The sequence below is a fragment of the Alicyclobacillus fastidiosus genome (assembly GCF_026651875.1).
Taxonomy (GTDB): Bacteria; Bacillota; Bacilli; order Alicyclobacillales; family Alicyclobacillaceae; genus Alicyclobacillus; species Alicyclobacillus fastidiosus.
Genome location: NZ_CP104067.1, coordinates 4,244,581 through 4,263,437, shown reverse-complemented (window position 1 = coordinate 4,263,437; position 18,857 = coordinate 4,244,581). Strand labels below are relative to the sequence as shown.

The following is an 18,857-nucleotide window of genomic DNA, read 5'->3' as shown; positions in this document are numbered from 1 at the left end:
GGGGAATGGAAATGAAGGCTGTGTATATCGAAGCATATGGCGGACACGAGCAGCTGAAATATGGAGAACTTCCGAATCCGATAGTAGGACCCAAAGACGTGCTAATTCGGGCACATGCGGCATCGGTCAATCCAGTAGACTGGAAGATCCGGGAGGGTTACTTGCAGTCACGCTTGCAGTATCAATTCCCCCTGATTCTCGGCTGGGACGTGTCGGGGGTTGTGGAGCGGATTGGAGACCACGTGACCCGGTTCAAGCCGGGTGACGCGGTGTTTTCCAGACCCGCGACCGATCGCAACGGAACCTATGCGGAATTGGTCGCCGTCGACGAATCGTTGGTCGCGCTAAAGCCGAAGAACATCACATTTGAAGAAGCGGCATCGATTCCCCTCGCAGGGCTTACTGCCTGGGATGCACTCCATGAAATTGCACATGTCTCGGCGGGGCAAAAGGTGCTGGTGCACGCTGGGGCAGGGGGTGTGGGGATATACGCGATCCAGTTGGCGAAAGCGTTTGGAGCACGCGTGTTGACGACAACCAGCACTGCCAACGTGCAGTTTGTCCAGGCGTATGGCACAGATGAGGTGATTGACTACACCATGGAAGATTTTGCACAAGTAGCGTCTGCCTGTGATGTGGTTTTTGACACCATCGGCGGTGCGGTGCAGGAGAAGAGCTTCGGCGTGATCGCGCCGGGAGGCATACTGGTATCAATCGTGTCGCCCCCGGACGAGGCAAAGGCGAAGGCGGCTGGGATTAGGACGGGATACTTTTTCCTGCAGCCAGACGGAGAGAAGCTGGCTCGTCTAGGGCAGTTGGTCGAAGAGGGGAAGCTTCGCCCTGTGGTCGGGGCGGTATTCCCACTGGAACAGACGGCGAAGGCACATGCGCTTAGTGAGTCGCATCATGCGCGGGGGAAAATTGTGCTGCGATTTGACCGAGTTGAATGGTCGTCGGCGGCTCGAAGCGTATCATAGGTTGGTTTGTGCTAGTAGTTATCCTTGGTGATGAGGATGAATACTCGTCCGATCTGGACGCAGGAACCCGACCTGCAAGTCCTGTTTTCTTAAAACGGTGAGTTCGGGGAAGCGGCGGACAAACTGTGTTGCAATTCCCGCGCGCATCTTCGCGTCTGCGCATATGCAGTGGCAAAGGAAATACTGTCGTTCGATCGCGAAAAGATCGCCAGTTACCTCGCGTAATTCCTCGCTTCATCTTCTCCCCTGTTCGCTGCTGCCGGGGCCACAAAGCTTCCTGTCATATCCACGGGCGATTCGGTAAGGAGTTCGTGGACCCGGCACAATCGCGATTATATGGAGAGTGTCCCAATTCGCAGGAAACCTCCTGCAACGAAGCCCACGAAAATGTGCGGTTACAAAGGCGAGATGGTCGACACCTCTGGTACCTCGGCTGATTACAACCGCATCATCGGGTAAACTTTTTACATATTCCACAACTAAGTTCATTTTAGGGTAGTGCAGACTACCGATTATCGCGATTGCTGTCATTACCCCACCCAATGCAGAACCCTGCCTTCTGTAGAATAGGGGCCGACCCGCCCCTCGAAAGGGGCAGTTAGACGCCCGAGCCCTTCCCCGAACCGGACTTGCGACTTTCACCGCATCCGGATCTCCATTCAAAGTAGTTGTGTTTGCACGTAGCTCAGGACGACCCGTTTGGTCAGTTACGTATGCGCTGCTGTCGCATTTGCCTATAGCATGGGATGCACGAGGCAACAAGATTGTCTGGTATCAATTCCCTTTCGGATGAACGCTCTCCTGCCGTGCGCGATAGGTAATGGACATGCGTGTTTCGGCGTGTCAGTTTACATTCACAAATGCTACAGCGGCCGTTTTGCCGTTGCACAACGTGAACTCTGTAGTGCCCCCAATTCTTGGACAATCCGTATAACTTCTGAATAAATCTGGCCTGTTGTACCTTCATCGTCTCGCGGAACTTCCGGTTTCCATCTAGCCATTCTCGGTCCTCAACCACATAAGGATTCTTTTACTTATCTATATAGAGCAGTAGACTCTAAAGGGCAAACTGTTGACTTCATGCTGTCTTCGAATCGAGGTGTCAAAGCTGCAAAGCGATTCTTTAGAAAAGCCGACTACACCATCAAGGGAATTGAGGCTATACACATGATAAGGAAAGAACAGGTTCAGTCACTTCACCTACCTGTCTTTTCCATCGCAGATTTTATTAGTGACCTTTTCCACTTCGCTGCATAACCCCACATCAACGATTTTAGGCTCTATCTCTACCTCTTTTGATTTTTGCACCAGAACCTTTTTGATGTCCTAGTCCAAATCACGATCCACTACAATGATACGTGGGCTTGGCTTGTAGGTGTCAATTCCTAGATCCTTAGTTTTCACCCCGTCTTCAGTTTTAATTTGCAACCAAGTCTGACCTTTTATCCCATCTTGTCCCGGAGCCAAAACTCTGGATTCTTCCCCATGGAGACTTGAGTCATGTTGATAAATTGTCCGATAGGGGTAGATCGCTAATATCTTGTGATGAACGGTAATCTCGGGGGCAGGCGTGGCACCCCACAGTTCGACCGTAATAAGTCGTTTTGTCACATCGGCTTTGGCCGTAATCAAAATAGGTGTAGATCGATTGTTGCGGAAGCGAAAGTTTAAATAAGTAGAGGCAACTGTCGTGTCTTCACCCGGTGGAAGATACGGGACTTTGAGTGAGTGTGCATGTCGTTCAATCACAGGTAGTCCGGTTCGTAGAAGCGCAGAGTACAGCGTACTGGCCCCCTGGCAAACACCGCCACCCATCGACGGAATGATTCGATCCCCCGAGAAGGCCCGTCCCCAGTGGTATCCATTCTCAGCAGTATAGGGTCCCACGGTAGCATAATACGAAAACACTCCGTTCGGCTTTACAACGGTACCGTTCAACCGTCGCGCCACTAACGCTATATTCTTAGCCTGAGAGGCACTCGCATGATTGAAATTGGTTGTCTGCTGTGCAAGTAGATAACCCAGACTCAACTTTTTGGCTTGCTCTGTTCCAATCGGTGGAACATGTATGGGAGGCGTATCAGGAGTTACGCCGCCTTTTAATAATTGTGGTGTCTCCATATGATGCGAAGTCACAACTCCCTTCGACGCGTTCGCTAATGCAGCAGGAGAGGCAACTCTGCACAACACGCTCGAAGCGATTGCTACACCAGCAGCAGTCAAACAAATCCTATGCATATTTCATCGTAACCCCCCACATTTTTATCTTCGGGGAGTTTACCCAAACATCTCCAAATTCATGAAGGGTTCCAGACGCCGGATTTATTTTATCTCGAATGTGAAGTCAATGGTCGACAAAAAGGTGTTCCTCAATCACCACGAATATGGACTGTCTTGAATCACTGTGGTATACGAAGTGATTACAGAGTTACTTTTTCTTCTTTGCGTCATATATGGTGGGTTTCTCAGAGGCAATATTTGCACGGTAATTATACCGACAAGAAAATCCAATAGGAATTCGAAGATATTTTCAACCATGATTCAATTTTTAACGCCTACAATTTTTAGTGGTAAGCAATACATACAACTTTTGGAGGTACGATCCAGATGAAAATAAAGACCATGATTACAAGTTCGATTTTAACGTTGGGTGCAGTTAGTGCATTAGGAACAGCAACTGTCTTTGCTGCGACAAATACACATACACACGCTTCACCCACAAAATCCAGCCATCATAAGGTGGTTAAAAACGCAACCGAAAAGACATCACAAAAAAATAATCGTACGTCTCGGATGAGTGATATATCTAATATTCTTGGCATCAGTTCAACAACACTACAGTCTGATTTAAAAGCAGGGCAGTCTTTGGCCCAAATTGCTCAAAATCAGGGAATTAGTGAACAAACACTCGTCTCTGACATTGAATCTGCTGAGACTTCCCAATTGAGTCAAGCTGTACAAAACGGAAAATTGACATCGGCTCAGGAACAGAATATCTTGAGCAATCTCGATTCACACGTACAACAAATGGTTGAACATACAGGTGGATTTCAAAAAGGTAACGGAAAGTGGTCTGGAGCAACTAGTGGAACAAAAGGTTCTTGGTCAAAGGGATCATCGTCTGATGCAGGACAGCAGAGTCAATTAAGTAACCTTTCGAGTATCTTGGGAATCAGCCAATCCACTCTTCAATCTGATTTACAAAGCGGGCAATCCATTCTCGACATCGCACAAAACCAAGGAATATCCGAACAGACGCTCGAAACAGACTTGACGAATAATTTTCAGACACAACTCGATCAGGCAGTTAGCAATGGGAAACTAACATCTACACAGGAGCAGACCATACTTAACAATTTCAGTTTTCGAATTGGCCAAATGTTGACCCAACAGGGAGGTTTTGGACAGGGGCATAACAGTTCAAGTGCGAGTTCGTCAAACTAATTAAACATACGCACATAGATGGGGGGTGTCCCTTTTGGGACACCCCCATTTTATATTCCATCAATCACCCATTTACAAAACGTGACAATGGTATTGGTGACCGCATATGCTTTTTTCTCCAATAAAGCCCATGCTTCTTACAATGAAGCCAGAAGCATTTGATGATAAAAATTACATCTTCGAGCCAAAATGGGACGGCTGGCGAATCCTGATCCATAAGCAGGGCGGGCGTATTGAGGCATATACGAGAAACGGTCAGAATGTGACTGCGAAGTTCCCTGAATTGGAGTCTGTTCGGGAATCCATTCACACTGAAACGGCAATTTTGGACTGTGAAGGTGTCTGCATTCGTGACGGACGGTCTGTGTTTGATGACTTCCAACATCGAGGGCGTTTATCGCAGAAATCACGAATTTCACACGCAGCCGAAACGCACCCGGCTACATTCGTCGCGTTCGACGTTCTGTACGATGGCGCGGACTTAACGGGGAAGCCCCTATATGAACGAAAAGAGCGGCTGGCTGAGATTATCGAGCCATCCGATGTTCTTGTTCCTACATTAAGTATAGAAGGCCAAGGGATTAGTCTAAAGGCCCAAACCGAGCAGAGAGATTGGGAGGGCATTGTTGCCAAACGCCTGGACTCGAAATACTCCCTAGATACCCGTTCAAATCAATGGTTGAAGATAAAGAACTGGAAGCAGATCGACACGGTGATCCTCGGGTACCGTAGAGAACTGCAATTCGGCCTCATTGTTGGGCTCCAATTCCCAACGGTTCAAAACAAGCCCGTTGCCGTCGTGGAGTTCGGCTTTAATCCCGAAGAAAAGCGAGCATTCCTCGGCGTGGCAAAACAGTTGCATACCCAAGAGGCGAAGGGCGTCCAATGGATTGATCCACGCCTATGTTGCCGGGTGCAGTATCTAGAGCGAACAGAACGCCACCAGCTAAGGATAGTTTCCTTCAAGGGATTCCTATTTGATAAAATCCCAGAGGAATGTAGATGGATTAGCTGATGTATAACGTAAGGCAAAGCATGGTCTTTATTCAGCTAGTCATAATGAACGACACCGGCCCCATTTCGTAGGTCTTGGATTACACTGAATCTTGAGAAACCAGTGCAGAGCCACATACGAAGGAGCCGATACTATGAAGACTACCACAAAGTTTGTTGGTTTGGATGTGTCTAAGGAGAAAATCGCAGTTGCAGTCGCTGACGAAGGAAGAAAAGATTCTCGGTTTGTTGGGATGATTCCACACACGGTAGAGGCGATCCGTAACCTGGTTCGTCAATTGGGAGACGAAGATGTTCAGCTGGAATTCTGCTATGAGGCCGGTCCAACTGGGTACGGACTTTATCGGTTGTTACACGCAATGGAGTTGTCTTGTACAGTTATTGCACCTTCTCTTATCCCCATCAGACAGGGGGATAGGGTGAAAACGGACAAACGTGACGCATTACGACTGGCACAGTTGTTCCGAGCTGGGGAGTTAACTTCGGTGTTTGTACCGAGTGAAGAGAACGAATCATTACGGGACTTGGTACGAGCTCGAGAGGATGCCATTGAAGATAGACTCAGGGCAAGACACCAACTGTCAAAGTTTCTTCTAAGACATGACAGGCGTCCACAAACCAAGCTTCGAGCTTGGGGAAAGATGTATGAGCGTTGGTTAGATGGACTGAGTTGGACGGACCGTCGAGAGCAAGTCGTGTTCCAGGAGTATCGGCATCACTTACAGGAAATCGACGGGCGAGTCAGTCGTTTAGAGGCTGCTATTCATTTGGAGGCAACAGAAAGTGAGCGTGCTCCGTTGATTCAGGCACTGCAAACGCTACGTGGTGTGGAAGAAGTTGTAGCCACTTCGTTGGTTGCTGAAATTGGAGAGTTTAAGAGGTTCCGTAAACCAAAGCAGTTAATGGCATATGCAGGCTTGGTACCCAGAGAGTACTCGAGTGGCTCATCCAGGTGGCAAGGTGGAATCACAAAGACGGGAAATTCCCACTTACGACGAGTGCTCGGTGAGGCGGCCTGGTGCTATAGATATAAGCCAGCGGTCAAGAGAGCGATCAAGAAACGGCAAGAGGGACAGAGTCCACAGGACAGGCTACACCGGAAATACACGAGGATGGTATCAAGAGGAAAGCATCACAATGTGGCAGTGACATCGGTATCGAGAGAACTACTTGGTTTCATATGGGCAATTGCATGTGAGGTAGAGAATGCGATGGAGACATCGTAGGCTATGTAACTATTTGGCTCAATGTAGTAGATAGCACACAAAAAACAATTCAAGAAATGGGTTAAAGGTTGGGCCTGAAGGCAGAGGAATCCGGTACAGGGAACCCTCGTTGCCCGTTTGTGCAAGGTAATAACCTGACGCACGTGACTAGTCCGAGGCAGCCCTTTGACGGAGGTACGAAACGCGGTAACCAACCCGCGTATATCAGTCTGCCAACCGTCGACGAACCTTGCCTTCGGGCCGAGCCTTTAACCCCATCGCGACACGGGGCTTGACAGGTGTCGTTCATATCAACGGGCAGTTATCGTCAATAAGAGCATAAGTTCAGAACACATGAATGTGGTACCATTTCTTCGTGATGAAAGGTGGAGATGGAAATCAGAAGTTCTAGGCAAGTTACAATGGTTGCTACTATTTTTACTGCTATGTTTTTCTTGTATGGATGCACCACCCAACAATCCTCGATGAATAATACAGTTACTAATCCTCAGCAAACAACTACTGCCTCACAAGGTACATCTATATTAATTCCATCAAGTGTCCAACCTGGTACTCCAGTTGAAGTAGTCACATCTAATTTTCGCGTAATAGCTACTCCTTCACTATTGGAACCTGGACGGTATAACATCTTGTCCTATTATATTGGTAAATCTCCAATTCAAAATAATATCACTATGGAGATGAATGGATCGGAGACTAGTACTGAGGGGAACAGCACTGTCTATCCAGGAACACAAATTGGCGAGTACGATGACATCTCTGTTCCAAGCGGATTAGATTCACTAAATATGAAAATCAAGTGGACGGAGTATGGTAGTGGGAAACAACAAACGGAACAGATCAATTTCACAAAAGTAAAGGACGACCTTAAAGTTGAAAACTACAGGTTTTATAAGGGACAAAGTACCCATTGGATCATGGGATATGCTTACGAACAGATAGGCAACAAGTCATTTAATACAGGGAAAGTAGGGGATGTTATTTTAAAACCTAATGGAGTAGGAATTACAATTCATAATGACTTTAGATACACCGTACAATCACATACGGGTAAGTTCACTTTGAATGGACCATCTGGATATATGAAATGGTGGTCTAATTCCTTTAGTTCCTCAGAACCTCAATTCATCATCAATTCGCCAAATGCTAAGGTCTCTGTAACTTGGGACGGGAATACAGAGATGTTTAACCTAAATAGGGTTCAGTGATCTGTTAACCATTCGTTTAATGATTCTTCCTCAGCAAAAGGGTTCTGGTGCAAAAACACCAGGCATGCTAGTATTGTCCGGATAAATTTTAGGGATGAGGCTGACATGCTATGAATGCGTTCAAATGGAAGCACTTCGAAACTCATATTATCCTAATGGCGGTTCGGTGGTATTTGCGATACAGCTTAAGTTACCGGGACATCGTCGAACTGCTAAAAGAAAGAGGAGTTCAGGTTTCTCATACCACAATCCTGCGATGGGTCCATCAGTTCGGTCCAGAGTTGGACAAGCGTATTCGACGTTATTTGAAGCCGACCACCGATTCCTACAGAGTTGACGAAACCCATATTAAAGTGAAGGGAAAATGGACTTATCTATATAGAGCAGTGGACTCTAAAGGGAAAACTGTTGACTTCATGCTGTCTTTAAGTCGAGATGTTAAAGCTGCAAAGCGATTCTTTAGAAAAGCACTGTCTTCGCCGCATAATCAAACGCCGCGAGTCATCACCGTAGATAAAAACCCTGCTTACCCTCCGGCACTATAGCAATTAAAGGACGAAAGGGAGATACCGCAAGAAACCTCAATCCGGCAGACGAAATACCTGAATAACATTGTTGAACAAGATCATCGATTCATCAAGAAAATCACGAACCCGATGATGGGGTTCAAATCGTTTCAAACTGCTGACTACACACTCAAGGGCATTGAGGCTATACACATGATACGGAAAGAACAGGTCAAAGCACCTCACGTACCTGCCTTTTCCATCGCAGATTTTATTAGTGACCTTTTCCACTTCGCTGCATAACCCCACATCAACGATATGAGGCTCCATCTATACCTTCTCTTGATTTTTGCACCAGAACCCGCATAGGCGAGAAAACCCGCTCAAGAAAGTGCAATCGATTGTGGCTCTATGCTGTAAGTTGATTCGCATCATGTTTGTGCTATGGAAGCGACAAATTCCTTACGACCCGATTCAAATGCTCGGGCCAGTCCAAACACAACGGTTACAGAATGCGGCTTGATGGTCTGATTTGAACATGTGATTTAGTAGTGTTTGCTGAAGCACGACCAGACAAACGAAGCGCGGAGCAGCCGGCACCAAACATTCCTTGAGGGCAACGACCCTGGCGGGCAGCACAGCTGGCCTCCACCCTTCGACAGGCGGAACGATAGAATGACAAGGGCCAGAGATGGACCCCGTGAGACATGAGAGGGTAGGCCGCGAAGGTAGATGTGGAGATCCAATAGCGCGACCATAAAAATTTCAAAAAGGGGCGCAGCCCTTATTTGAATGTACCCTGACGGCTGAAAAGCCCATGAAATCACGGTATTCCATGCAAAATGTCTGGTTTAGAGCAAGAAGGAAACCGCTAAATGACTGGAAAAACTTAGATCATTGAGAGAGTTATGCGCAATTAGACGTGTTACTTGATGTATTAAGGCATATTGTAGAGCTTTCTTAAGTGTTGACCATGCGCCCTGATAAGGACACTTCGGCATAGTGATCCCCGAGATGACAATCATCAATAGCCATGAGAAAGTCCTTCATCACATTAACTGATTATTATATTTGTGCAACAAATTGGTGATAATTTATATTTAGAAATATGATTATTACGGTTTAATTCTTTTATAAATAATAGTATAGTATGTTGTGAAAACGCTTTACGATTAAATGATTTAGAAGGAGGGAATACAATTGTCACAGGTTGAAAGGGAACCCCAGGGGCTAGTTCGCGCAATTAGTTTGTTTCAAGCCACAACGATTAACATGTCCCAAATGGTGGGTATTGGTCCGTTCATAACTATTCCGCTCATTTTAACGGCAATGGGCGGTCCTCAAGCAATTTTCGGCTGGATTGCAGGTGCCCTGCTGGCAATGATGGATGGTTTGGTGTGGAGTGAGCTTGGTGCTGCTATGCCAGGCGAAGGTGGAACCTATGTGTACCTGCGAGAAGCATTTCAGTACCGAAGCGGGAAGTTAATGCCCTTCCTGTTCGTTTGGTCCACTTTAATTGCCACCCCACTCATTATGTCCACAGGGATGATTGGCATGGCCAATTATTTAGGCTATTTTTGGCCAGGGATGACTGGTTTAGATACTAAATTGGTAGCTGTTGCCATAACCATTATCACGGTGGCTCTGTTATATCGTCGTATCAATTCCGTCGGAAGAATCACTTCGATTTTGTGGGGTGGCATGATTCTTACGGTTGTGATTGTAGTTGTCGCTGCCTTAACGCACTTTCATGCCCATCAAGCATTCTCGTTCCCGGCTGGTGCATTTAAAGCCTCAAAGTTCTTTATGGGACTTGGCGCAGGTATGCTCATCTCGATTTATGATTACATGGGTTACTACACGACATGTTATATGGGAGATGAGATGAAAAACCCAGGACGCACGATTCCTAGGTCTGTAATTATCTCAATTCTTTCAGTTGCAGCAATAGATTTAATTATGAATATCGGTATGATCGGTGTGGTACCCTGGAAAGTTGCCATGAAAAGTACGAGCATTGGAACTTTATTTATGCAAGATGTTTGGGGAAGACCAGGTGCGATACTCATCACCCTACTCATTCTTTGGACAGCTTTTGCTTCTGTGTATACAGGCTTGCTAGGTGCTTCGCGCCTGCCGTTTAATGCGTCGAGAGACGGTTTGTTTTTCAAGAGCTTTGGTAAGCTTCACCCCAAACATAACTTCCCTCACATTGCTTTACTGGTTATGGGACTAGTTACAGCAATCTGTTGTTTTTTGAATTTGTCCACGATCATCAATGCATTGATGGCAGTATCTATTGTCGTCCAATTCATCGGTCAAGTAGTTGCACTGACAGTCTTGCGTAGACGCCAACCAGGGATGAAACGTCCGTTCCGTCAGTGGTTATACCCACTGCCGAGTCTACTAGCGTTAGTTGGTTGGATATACGTGTTCTATTCTTCCGGTTGGCCAGCAATTGAATTAGCTATAGGTTGGACAGTGCTTGGTATAATTGTGTTTCTTATATGGGCTAAACGCGAAAAGCAGTGGCCATTTGGCCCAACGGTCATTCGTGAAGTATATCTCGACAATTCTGAAGCGATGTAAGGCTATTACCTGCTTGCATGACACGTTACTCATGCAAGCAGGTCTTTTTGTGTTTTACTTATTCCGGAGAGAATATTCTCTCTGGGCTGTGTGCATTGTGAGAGTACAAGTGCAGGTAGCAATTCAGGCGATGTATTAATTCTTACTGAGTGTATCTAATAACCACTGAGATCGCCATACGAAGAGGTAAATTAATTCGTGCTTGAATGAAACAAGGGCTATCCTTAAAATGGGGGGCAATTGAGTGATTCGAGTTCTGGGATCAAATCCAGCTTGGATAGAACACATACAATTGACACTATAGAACTAGGTGAAGTGAATCGAGTTCACTTAACTAAATCGTTTGCAGGTGGCAAATGATTGGATGTAGCACGAACGTTACGTTTTTTAGGAATTCCGGTTGTTTCTTATGGATTTCTAGGCGGGGAAATTGGCAGAACAATACGAGCCGCTTGTCTGTCTACAGGCATCCAAGATAAACATACTGAAATTGGTGCTGAAACTAGAGTTTGTAATATTTATATTGAAAAAGAAGAGCGGAGATTCACAGTAGTAAATGAGAATGGACCCTTTGTGACTCAAGAAGAACAGGAACAACTGGTTCACACACTACTATCTGACGTGGAAGATGGGGACTTTGTCGTCCTATCCGGAAGTGTACCAGAGGGAGTACCTTCTAACTTCTATGGAGATATTATTCAAGAATTTTCAGAAAAAATAGTTTATACAATTGTTGACGCTACTGGAACACTCCTGAAAGAAGCGATAAAACTAAGCCATGGATGATAAAGCCGAATATCCATGAGTTTAAACAAGTTTATCCAGAAGTAACAAATGAGTCGACGTTGTTCAAAAAAATAATGACACTTATTCATAGCGGCATTTCAAACGCGGTTGTAACATTGGGGGAAAAAGGTTGTCTCTTTGTGAACCGTGAAAGTGCTTTTTATGCTCGCGTACCACAAGTGGACATACTAAATCCGATTGCCTCGGGGGATACGTTTGTTGGCGGTTTTATAGCGAACTATGCTGAAATAGGTAACTGTGAGACGGCCGTACGATTTGCCAGTGCGTGCGGAGTAGCCAACGCCATGAGCCTCCTGCCAGAAATACCGAAAGGTGTAGATATCAACAGGCTGATGGAGTCCATACTGGTAGAGATTGTTGAATGAAAGCTATCGGTATTGAAATAAGAACGCCGAACAAAAAGGATCTGGTTTCGGTGCCACATCATAAGAAGAAAGATATGTATCCATTTAACCTACTCCATTGTATATTTCCGCAACAACGACTCACTTAGAGAAGAAGCCGACTTAGAATCCAGAAAGATTGTTGCGTTAGAATGACGTTTTAACATAGTGGATGGAATCATATTTGTAACATCATTTTCAAGCGTTTTTCGTACTGCTTCTGCTTTCACTCGATGAGGCACACTCGAAACAATGACTTTAGTTTGCATAATTTGATGTATTGTCATAGTAATGGCCTCATTTGGCACATCGTTAACTGTTTCAAACCAACCTTCCCGTACCTGTTGTCGCTTACAAGCCTCATCAAGCTGAACCACGATATAGGCATCAGTCGTGTTAAAGTTAGCTGGTGGATCGTTGAAAGCGAGATGGGTATTCTCACCAATCCCAATAAGTCCGAGATCGATAGGTGCTCTGCGAATTTCCTCAGTAAGTTGCTGAATGCTGCAACGAATATCCCCACGCCCATCAACAAAGTGAACCTCTTTGAGCGGCACAAAATTAGTAAATCTTTCTCGAAGATATTTAATGAAACTTGCCGAGTGGTTGTCTGGGAGGTTTACGTATTCATCAAGGTGAAACATAGTCACCTTACTCCATTGGATATTCTGATGAATGAGGTGCTCTAACGTTTCAAACTGGGATGCTCCTGTCGATAACAAAATACGAGCCTCACCTTGTTGCTGAATTGCCTTGTTAATAACATTTGAAGAGAACTGGGCAGCAGTTCTCCCGAGATCATTCGCGGTTGGCAATATTCGAACTCTCATGAAGGTCACTCCCTCTTCCAAAAGACTCCAACAGAAAACGAAGATTGAATCCTCTTGAAGCGGCTGATACAAACACGGCACAAGTGGTGGGGCTCATAATTTGTTGATTATTCGCTTCGCGCGCTTCAGAACGTGACTTGCTCCGACCTAACAACTCAAAATTAGCATCCCCAACTGCCTCGGGGATCTGATACTTTGTAACCCTAGTTTCGAATCATCTTTCATAGGCCAAAAAGAGTATGATGAAATGAACTGAATAACACTGCTCAACCTTTTTCTTCATCATAACATCTGATGCCCGTTAATCTATTATATAATTGAATGATGAACTATATTATGATTTATGATAAATACGTGATAAAATTTCGGTGAAAGCGCTTCTTGAGTTTATAAAGAAGGAAGCGCATCTAGAACAACGAGGGAACACATTGTTAAAGCGTACAGACGCGAGCCTCTTATCCAATGCAGGTGGCGCCTGTAACTTTTTTTGAAAGAAGGATTGAAATGAATCTACAGTATGAAAGAACTGAATCTAAGTTTGTTTTGGCGTTTGATTTTGGGGGGACGAAATTCGTAGTTGCTACAGCTTCGCCGGCGGGAACTGTACTCATGAGAAGGGAAGCCAAGACCCGTGAGTTCGCAAATGGACAAGACGTGCTTGATGCGGCTGTCAGGTCAGGGATTGAGATAATTGAGGAAACTATCGCAGGTGGACACGGTACAACGCTTGCAGGTATTGGCTTGTCAACGATGGGCATCACTAGGCGCGATCAGGTATTGATGGCACCTAATGTGCTTGGTTGGGCAGATCTTCACATCGAAGAAACAATGCAAAAAGCATTCCCTGGAATTCCAATTTTGATTGAGAACGATGTTAAGGCAGCGGCATTTGGTGAAGTTAAGCGAGGGGCATTAAAAGACGCGGATTTCGGCTTATACGTAAATTTAGGAACAGGGATAGCTGTGACATACACTTTAAACGGTACGGTTTTACAAGGGCATAATGGCGCATCGGGAGAGATTGCGTACAATTTACGGACTGCTCATGAACCACTCGGTGCAGCTGATGATGTAGCACCATTGGAGGAGTTTGTCGGCGGGCGAAACATTGCAAAACGCATGGGACACTATTTTGATACTGCAGTTACTGCCGAAGAATTGTTTAGAATGTCATCCTCGAATGAACGTGCCCGTGCATTGGCAGAAGAAATTTTACATGAACTTTCATTTCAACTCACGAATGCGATAATCCAATGGGATCCAGAAGTCGTTGTATTCGGTGGCGGCATGATTGGCGCATGGGACATGATATCTTCCTTTTTGGACAAATACATCAAAAAATTCGTCCCGTTTCCCCCAAAACTTTCGATTGCATATTTTGGCGCGAATCCAAGCCTTTACGGTGCCATCGAATTGGGGTTGCAAGGTGCGGGATTGTAATTTTGTGGTTTGACGAGAGCCGACTAGTAAAAATCGGGCTCTCGTTTTTTGTGGGAGCAAGTAACAGGCTGCTTACACGGGTGATGTGTAGATTATGTGTGTTCAATTAGCGTATGACGCGACAGTTTCTCATCTCAAGTTCACTAATGAAGTCATCGGATGCACTTCGGTTAACAATAAGTCCGCTCGGTTCGTCTAATCTCGCCACACGCGCTATTTTAACTTTTCCAAATTTACTGTCGTCAGCGACAATGTACCCGGTAGTAGCTGATTTAAGCATCATAGTGTCAGTGCGTGCCTCCATAAAATTTGGTGTTGTGAATCCACTCTCGGTGTCAACACCGTCCACGCCAACGAAGGCAATATCAGCATTTATGTTATCTAAGGCATCGTCTGCAAGATGACCTACAGCTGCGTACGAGCCAGATCGAACAATTCCACCTATCATGACCAACGTGATGTGGCTATAGGGTGCAACTTCGGCAGCTATGTTGATCGCCGATGTGACGATAGTAATATTCTGTTTTTTTATGAGTTCCCGCGCAATGTAGGTTGTTGTTGTTCCTGCACTCAAAATTACGACTTGACTGTCTTGCACCAACGCGGCCGCTGTGCGTGCGATTTCACGCTTTTCACGCGTATTTAAACTAAGCTTTTCATGAAACATCTCTTCTAGAGGATTTGCGAGTGCAGGCGCGGCGCCGCCGCGAACCCGTCGAATCCGGTTCTGTGACTCGAGAATTTCGAGGTCTCGGCGAAGAGTGATTTCACTCACCTCACACAACTCGCTAAGCTGGTCAATCCTTGTCTCCCCATGTTCTTCTAGGTACTCAACAATAAAGTCTCGCCTATCAACGGCGGTATTCGGTGCGTTATTGTCCATAAAAGATTCCCTCTCCATAAATAGTTAACTTTAAAATACATGCTTTAAAACAGGGATACAACAATATTGTAGCGCGTTCTAATGATAAATTATGTTTATTTTAATGATAATTAGTGATAAAATTATAAGCGAGATGGCTAAAAACTAATATTGAAACGAGGGTAGGTTAGAACCCGTTGCATTCGATTATTACGCTCTGATGTCGCATCTTTGCGGGTTTAGGTACCCAGAGAGTGTCAATGGGAAGACCGAGGACTCTTTAAAAGGGTAATTCTACAAGGCATAACGTCGGTTTCCACATGAAGCGGATGACGCCAAGGAATTCTCGGATTTCAACAAAGGCAATACTCAAGATTAAATAAGTGGGAAGTGAGGCACCCTAATGAGTTCTACTTATCAGGAATTAAAGCAACAATATACCGCATTAGATCAGTCGATTAAGTATATGGACCAAACTTTTCCGACTATCCAATCATTTATTAAAAACTCAAATCCGAAAAAAATCGTTTTTCTTGGCTGTGGCTCGAGTTTTAACATAGCGGAGTCACTGGCGACGACAACACAAATGAACCTCGGTGTACCTGCGGTCGCAATTCCAGCGGGAGATCTACTGTTACACATGGACAGGTACGAAGGATTTCTTGCCAATTCCCTCGTAGTTACGATTTCTCGCTCAGGTAGTACAAGTGAGATGGTTATCGCGGTAACGGAATTGAGAGCAAGAAAAAATATTTCTGTCTTGTCACTAGTTTGCACAGAAAAATCAGATCTATCGTCCATTAGTGACGTGACAATTGAAATGCCTTGGGCATTTGATGCTAGTGTTTGTCAAACAAGAACGGTGTCATGTTTGTACATGGCCGGTGTGTTGTTAATTGCGAAACTTGCCGGAAATGAAGCGCTTGAATTGGACTTACGTAAAGTAGTTAAGTATGGTCCTCAGTTCATGGAGAAATATGAACCTGTATGTAAAAACCTTTCGAGTAAGGATTGGAATAGTGTTGTAGTGCTTGGTGATGCCGAAGTTGCTGGGATAGCTGGCGAAGGTGCACTGGCATACAAAGAAATATGCCAATTACCTTCTAATTACTATCATTTATTGGACTCTCGACACGGCCCATTCGTCATGATCCGAGAAAACAACTTTGTAATTGTTATAATGTCCGATCAAGACAATAAGTACGAAGTTGACCTCGTCAACGACCTTGTTAAAAAGGGTGCAACTGTTCTGTGTGTTAGTGACCTACAGCAATCAAACGTCCATCAGGCAGTAACTCAAGTAACTTTTGGTGAGAGGTTGCACCATGTTGCGAGAGGGATCCCATTCATTCTTATCGCTCAATTGACGGCTTATTACAAAGCTGTTGCCAACGGTGTAGATCCAGACAATCCTGATGGGCTTTCAGCTTGGATTGAGCTTTGATCGCCTTACCGACGCTTAGAATTTTATAGAAAATAGCCGAAATCGTAAGAGAACCGATAAAGAAGGGAAGAGACGAACTATGCCATTGGTTTCATCTACGTCGTTGTTAAAGAAAGCACGCCAAGAAGGTTATTGTATCGCAGCATTTAACGTGCACACACTTGAGATGCTGCAGGCTGTTGTTGACGCAGCGGAAGAGGCGCAGTCCCCACTCATCTTGCAGTCTACCGTAGGCACAGTGAAACACTTGGGAGCCGATTATATAGTTGCAGCGGCCACAGTTGCATCCAATCGAGCAGGAATACCCATCGTGTTACACTTAGACCACTGCACTGAATTTGAAACAATTATCCAATGTATCCGTGCAGGGTACACATCTGTAATGATCGATGCCTCTATGCATTCGTTTGAGGAAAATGTTGCTCGTACGAAAAGGGTTGTCGAAATTGCTGGGGCAGTGGGAGTAAACGTAGAAGCAGAGTTGGGCAAGGTCGGCGGTGTGGAAGATGAAATCGTTGTTGCAGACCACGAAGCACTCATGGCGGATCCAGAAGAGTGTCGGGTTTTTGTTGAGCGGACAGGTGTACCGACACTTGCGCCGGCGATCGGTACCGCGCATGGTATGTACAAGGGAGATCCGAAGATTGACTTTGACCGAATTGGTCAGATTGCGAATTTGGTAGATACACCGTTAGTACTTCATGGTGGGTCAGGTATTCCGAACGCGCAAGTAAAGCGAGCGGTATCACTTGGTATGGCAAAAATGAATGTTGCCACAGAACTTCGTATCGCGTTCAGCGACGCTATTAAGAAAATTTTCGCAGAGCATCCGGAAGAAAACGATCCACGTAAGTACATGGTCCCAGCGAAGCAGGCCGTCCGAGCATTGGCGCTCGAGAAAATCCGCCTCTGTGGTTCAAACGGGAAGGCTTAAACGATGATCACTACGGTTACCTTAAACGCTGCAATTGACCGGACATACTGGGTCGATAGATGGGAAAAAGGTGGCGTACATCGTGTAAAACGGGAACAGAATGAGCCTGGCGGAAAAGGTAACAATGTAGCAAAAGTGGTGAAATGTCTAGGCGGTAATGTTCAGGCAACCGGATTTCTCGCTGGGAACAATGGTATTGCGATTCGTGTAGGTTTAGAGGACCGAGGAATTTCATCTCCATTTCTCTTTATCGACGGAGAATCACGTGTTTGTTTAAACATTATCGACGACTCAGACGGAAGTTCAACCGAACTGTTAGAACGGGGACCGGAGATAAATGATCTGCAGATGCAGCAGATGATGGAACATTTAACCCAGCTAGCGTCACTATCGTCAATTGTTGTTCTTTCTGGAAGTCTCCCGCCGGGCGTGCCAATGGAAACTTATCGTGACTTGGCGCTTACGGTGAAAGCGGCTGGGGCACAGGTCTTCCTTGATACAAGCGGTGATGCTCTGATTGCAGGAATTGAAAGCGAACCGGACTTAATCAAGCCAAACGAAGAGGAAATTAGTCAACTGATCGACCTCGAAGTTGTTACAGGCAGTATCAATGAAATGGAATTGGCTACTAAGCTAGTACGACTGGCAGAAAGGAAAACGTTGTCGCGAGTCTGTATTACACTAGGATCGAAAGGTGCAATTGCGTACATGGATGGGAATTTGTATCGTGCGTATGGGCCATCAATTCAGCCTGTTAATACGGTCGGGTGTGGGGACTCTTTCTTGGCAGGTATGGCATATGCAATTGAACAGAACTCCGAACCAGCGGAATGTCTTCGTACGGCTATAGCTGCGGCAACCGCAAATGCTCTTGATGAACGAGCTGGATACGTGGATCTCGACGTATTTCAAACGGTACTCTCTCAAATAAGAATTGACCAGTGGGGCTAAAAGACTGACAACCATGAGTTGTCAATTCGCAGTTCAATACTTGGCAATGTAAATAAACCCGTCATGTGGCGTCCTTATCAATTCGATCAACCAGCCAAGCCATTTTGTATGGTCACTGTGGGGAGCGTCTTCCTAATCATGAATAAATGACTGGCGCGCTCGAAATGTCCTTGAATCGAGTATAAATCGCTCTGTATGCTTGCCAAGATGCTTGCATAAGAGGTGCGTTGTTGCTTTTCGCG

General features: G+C 45.5%; 15 protein-coding genes and 2 pseudogenes. 14 read left to right on the top strand and 3 right to left on the bottom strand.

All coding sequences use genetic code 11. The annotated features are described in order from the left end of the window. Positions 1 to 11 precede the first annotated feature (11 nt). Both NZD89_RS20925 and NZD89_RS20920 read left to right on the top strand, forming a co-directional pair. The gene (locus tag NZD89_RS20925) at positions 12 to 977 is read left to right on the top strand and encodes an NADP-dependent oxidoreductase (RefSeq protein ID WP_268004635.1); all 966 of its coding nucleotides are present in this window, start codon (positions 12 to 14) and stop codon (positions 975 to 977) included. Between the two features lie 1,020 nt (positions 978 to 1,997). Then, positions 1,998 to 2,111: pseudogene (locus NZD89_RS20920) on the top strand (DDE-type integrase/transposase/recombinase); the annotation flags it as partial. 192 nt (positions 2,112 to 2,303) lie between these two features. On the opposite strand, the gene NZD89_RS20915 reads toward NZD89_RS20920, so the two are convergent. Beyond that, the gene (locus NZD89_RS20915; protein ID WP_268004634.1) at positions 2,304 to 3,215 is read right to left on the bottom strand and encodes a VanW family protein; all 912 of its coding nucleotides are present in this window, start codon (positions 3,213 to 3,215) and stop codon (positions 2,304 to 2,306) included. Positions 3,216 to 3,584: 369 nt separating this feature from the next. Here NZD89_RS20915 and NZD89_RS20910 point away from each other — a divergent pair, with 369 nt between their 5' ends. The 8 genes and pseudogenes from NZD89_RS20910 to NZD89_RS20875 all read left to right on the top strand — a co-directional run bounded on the left by NZD89_RS20910 (position 3,585) and on the right by NZD89_RS20875 (position 12,136). Further along, positions 3,585 to 4,421: a hypothetical protein gene (locus NZD89_RS20910; protein ID WP_268004633.1), complete on the top strand. Its 837-nt coding sequence runs from the start codon at positions 3,585 to 3,587 to the stop codon at positions 4,419 to 4,421. A 106-nt stretch (positions 4,422 to 4,527) separates the two neighbouring features. Further along, entirely contained in the window at positions 4,528 to 5,436 is a 909-nt protein-coding gene (locus NZD89_RS20905) for an ATP-dependent DNA ligase (RefSeq protein WP_268004632.1), read from the top strand. Positions 5,437 to 5,569: 133 nt separating this feature from the next. Then, positions 5,570 to 6,661, top strand: coding sequence for an IS110 family RNA-guided transposase (locus tag NZD89_RS20900; protein WP_268004631.1), 1,092 nt, complete (start codon positions 5,570 to 5,572; stop codon positions 6,659 to 6,661). 371 nt (positions 6,662 to 7,032) lie between these two features. Beyond that, positions 7,033 to 7,869: a hypothetical protein gene (locus tag NZD89_RS20895; RefSeq protein ID WP_268004630.1), complete on the top strand. Its 837-nt coding sequence runs from the start codon at positions 7,033 to 7,035 to the stop codon at positions 7,867 to 7,869. A gap of 110 nt (positions 7,870 to 7,979) precedes the next feature. Then, positions 7,980 to 8,678, top strand: a pseudogene (locus NZD89_RS20890) (IS6 family transposase). 897 nt (positions 8,679 to 9,575) lie between these two features. Further along, entirely contained in the window at positions 9,576 to 10,964 is a 1,389-nt protein-coding gene (locus NZD89_RS20885) for an APC family permease (protein ID WP_268004629.1), read from the top strand. A gap of 360 nt (positions 10,965 to 11,324) precedes the next feature. Further along, positions 11,325 to 11,750 (top strand): PfkB family carbohydrate kinase, encoded by a 426-nt coding sequence (locus tag NZD89_RS20880; RefSeq protein WP_268004628.1) that lies wholly within the window; start codon positions 11,325 to 11,327, stop codon positions 11,748 to 11,750. Beyond that, complete coding sequence (locus NZD89_RS20875; RefSeq protein ID WP_268004627.1) at positions 11,747 to 12,136, top strand: PfkB family carbohydrate kinase; 390 nt, start codon at positions 11,747 to 11,749, stop codon at positions 12,134 to 12,136. Before NZD89_RS20880 ends, NZD89_RS20875 begins: the two co-directional genes overlap by 4 nt. 89 nt (positions 12,137 to 12,225) lie before the next feature. On the opposite strand, the gene NZD89_RS20870 is transcribed toward NZD89_RS20875, so the two are convergent. Further along, a complete protein-coding gene (locus NZD89_RS20870; protein WP_268004626.1) occupies positions 12,226 to 12,984 on the bottom strand; it encodes a glucosamine-6-phosphate deaminase in 759 nt (252 codons plus the stop codon). Between the two features lie 504 nt (positions 12,985 to 13,488). On the opposite strand from NZD89_RS20870, the gene NZD89_RS20865 reads away from it, so the two are divergent. Then, positions 13,489 to 14,424, top strand: a complete 936-nt coding sequence (locus tag NZD89_RS20865; RefSeq protein ID WP_268004625.1) for an ROK family protein — start codon at positions 13,489 to 13,491, stop codon at positions 14,422 to 14,424. Between the two features lie 106 nt (positions 14,425 to 14,530). Here NZD89_RS20865 and NZD89_RS20860 read toward each other — a convergent pair whose 3' ends face one another. Continuing rightward, positions 14,531 to 15,307: a DeoR/GlpR family DNA-binding transcription regulator gene (locus NZD89_RS20860; RefSeq protein ID WP_268004624.1), complete on the bottom strand. Its 777-nt coding sequence runs from the start codon at positions 15,305 to 15,307 to the stop codon at positions 14,531 to 14,533. 382 nt (positions 15,308 to 15,689) lie between these two features. On the opposite strand from NZD89_RS20860, the gene NZD89_RS20855 reads away from it, so the two are divergent. The 3 genes from NZD89_RS20855 to NZD89_RS20845 all read left to right on the top strand — a co-directional run bounded on the left by NZD89_RS20855 (position 15,690) and on the right by NZD89_RS20845 (position 18,615). Continuing rightward, complete coding sequence (locus NZD89_RS20855; protein ID WP_268004623.1) at positions 15,690 to 16,730, top strand: SIS domain-containing protein; 1,041 nt, start codon at positions 15,690 to 15,692, stop codon at positions 16,728 to 16,730. A 79-nt stretch (positions 16,731 to 16,809) separates the two neighbouring features. Beyond that, complete coding sequence (fba, locus tag NZD89_RS20850; RefSeq protein WP_268004622.1) at positions 16,810 to 17,664, top strand: class II fructose-1,6-bisphosphate aldolase; 855 nt, start codon at positions 16,810 to 16,812, stop codon at positions 17,662 to 17,664. A gap of 3 nt (positions 17,665 to 17,667) precedes the next feature. Continuing rightward, entirely contained in the window at positions 17,668 to 18,615 is a 948-nt protein-coding gene (locus NZD89_RS20845) for a 1-phosphofructokinase family hexose kinase (RefSeq protein ID WP_268004621.1), read from the top strand. The last annotated feature ends 242 nt before the right edge of the window (positions 18,616 to 18,857 follow it).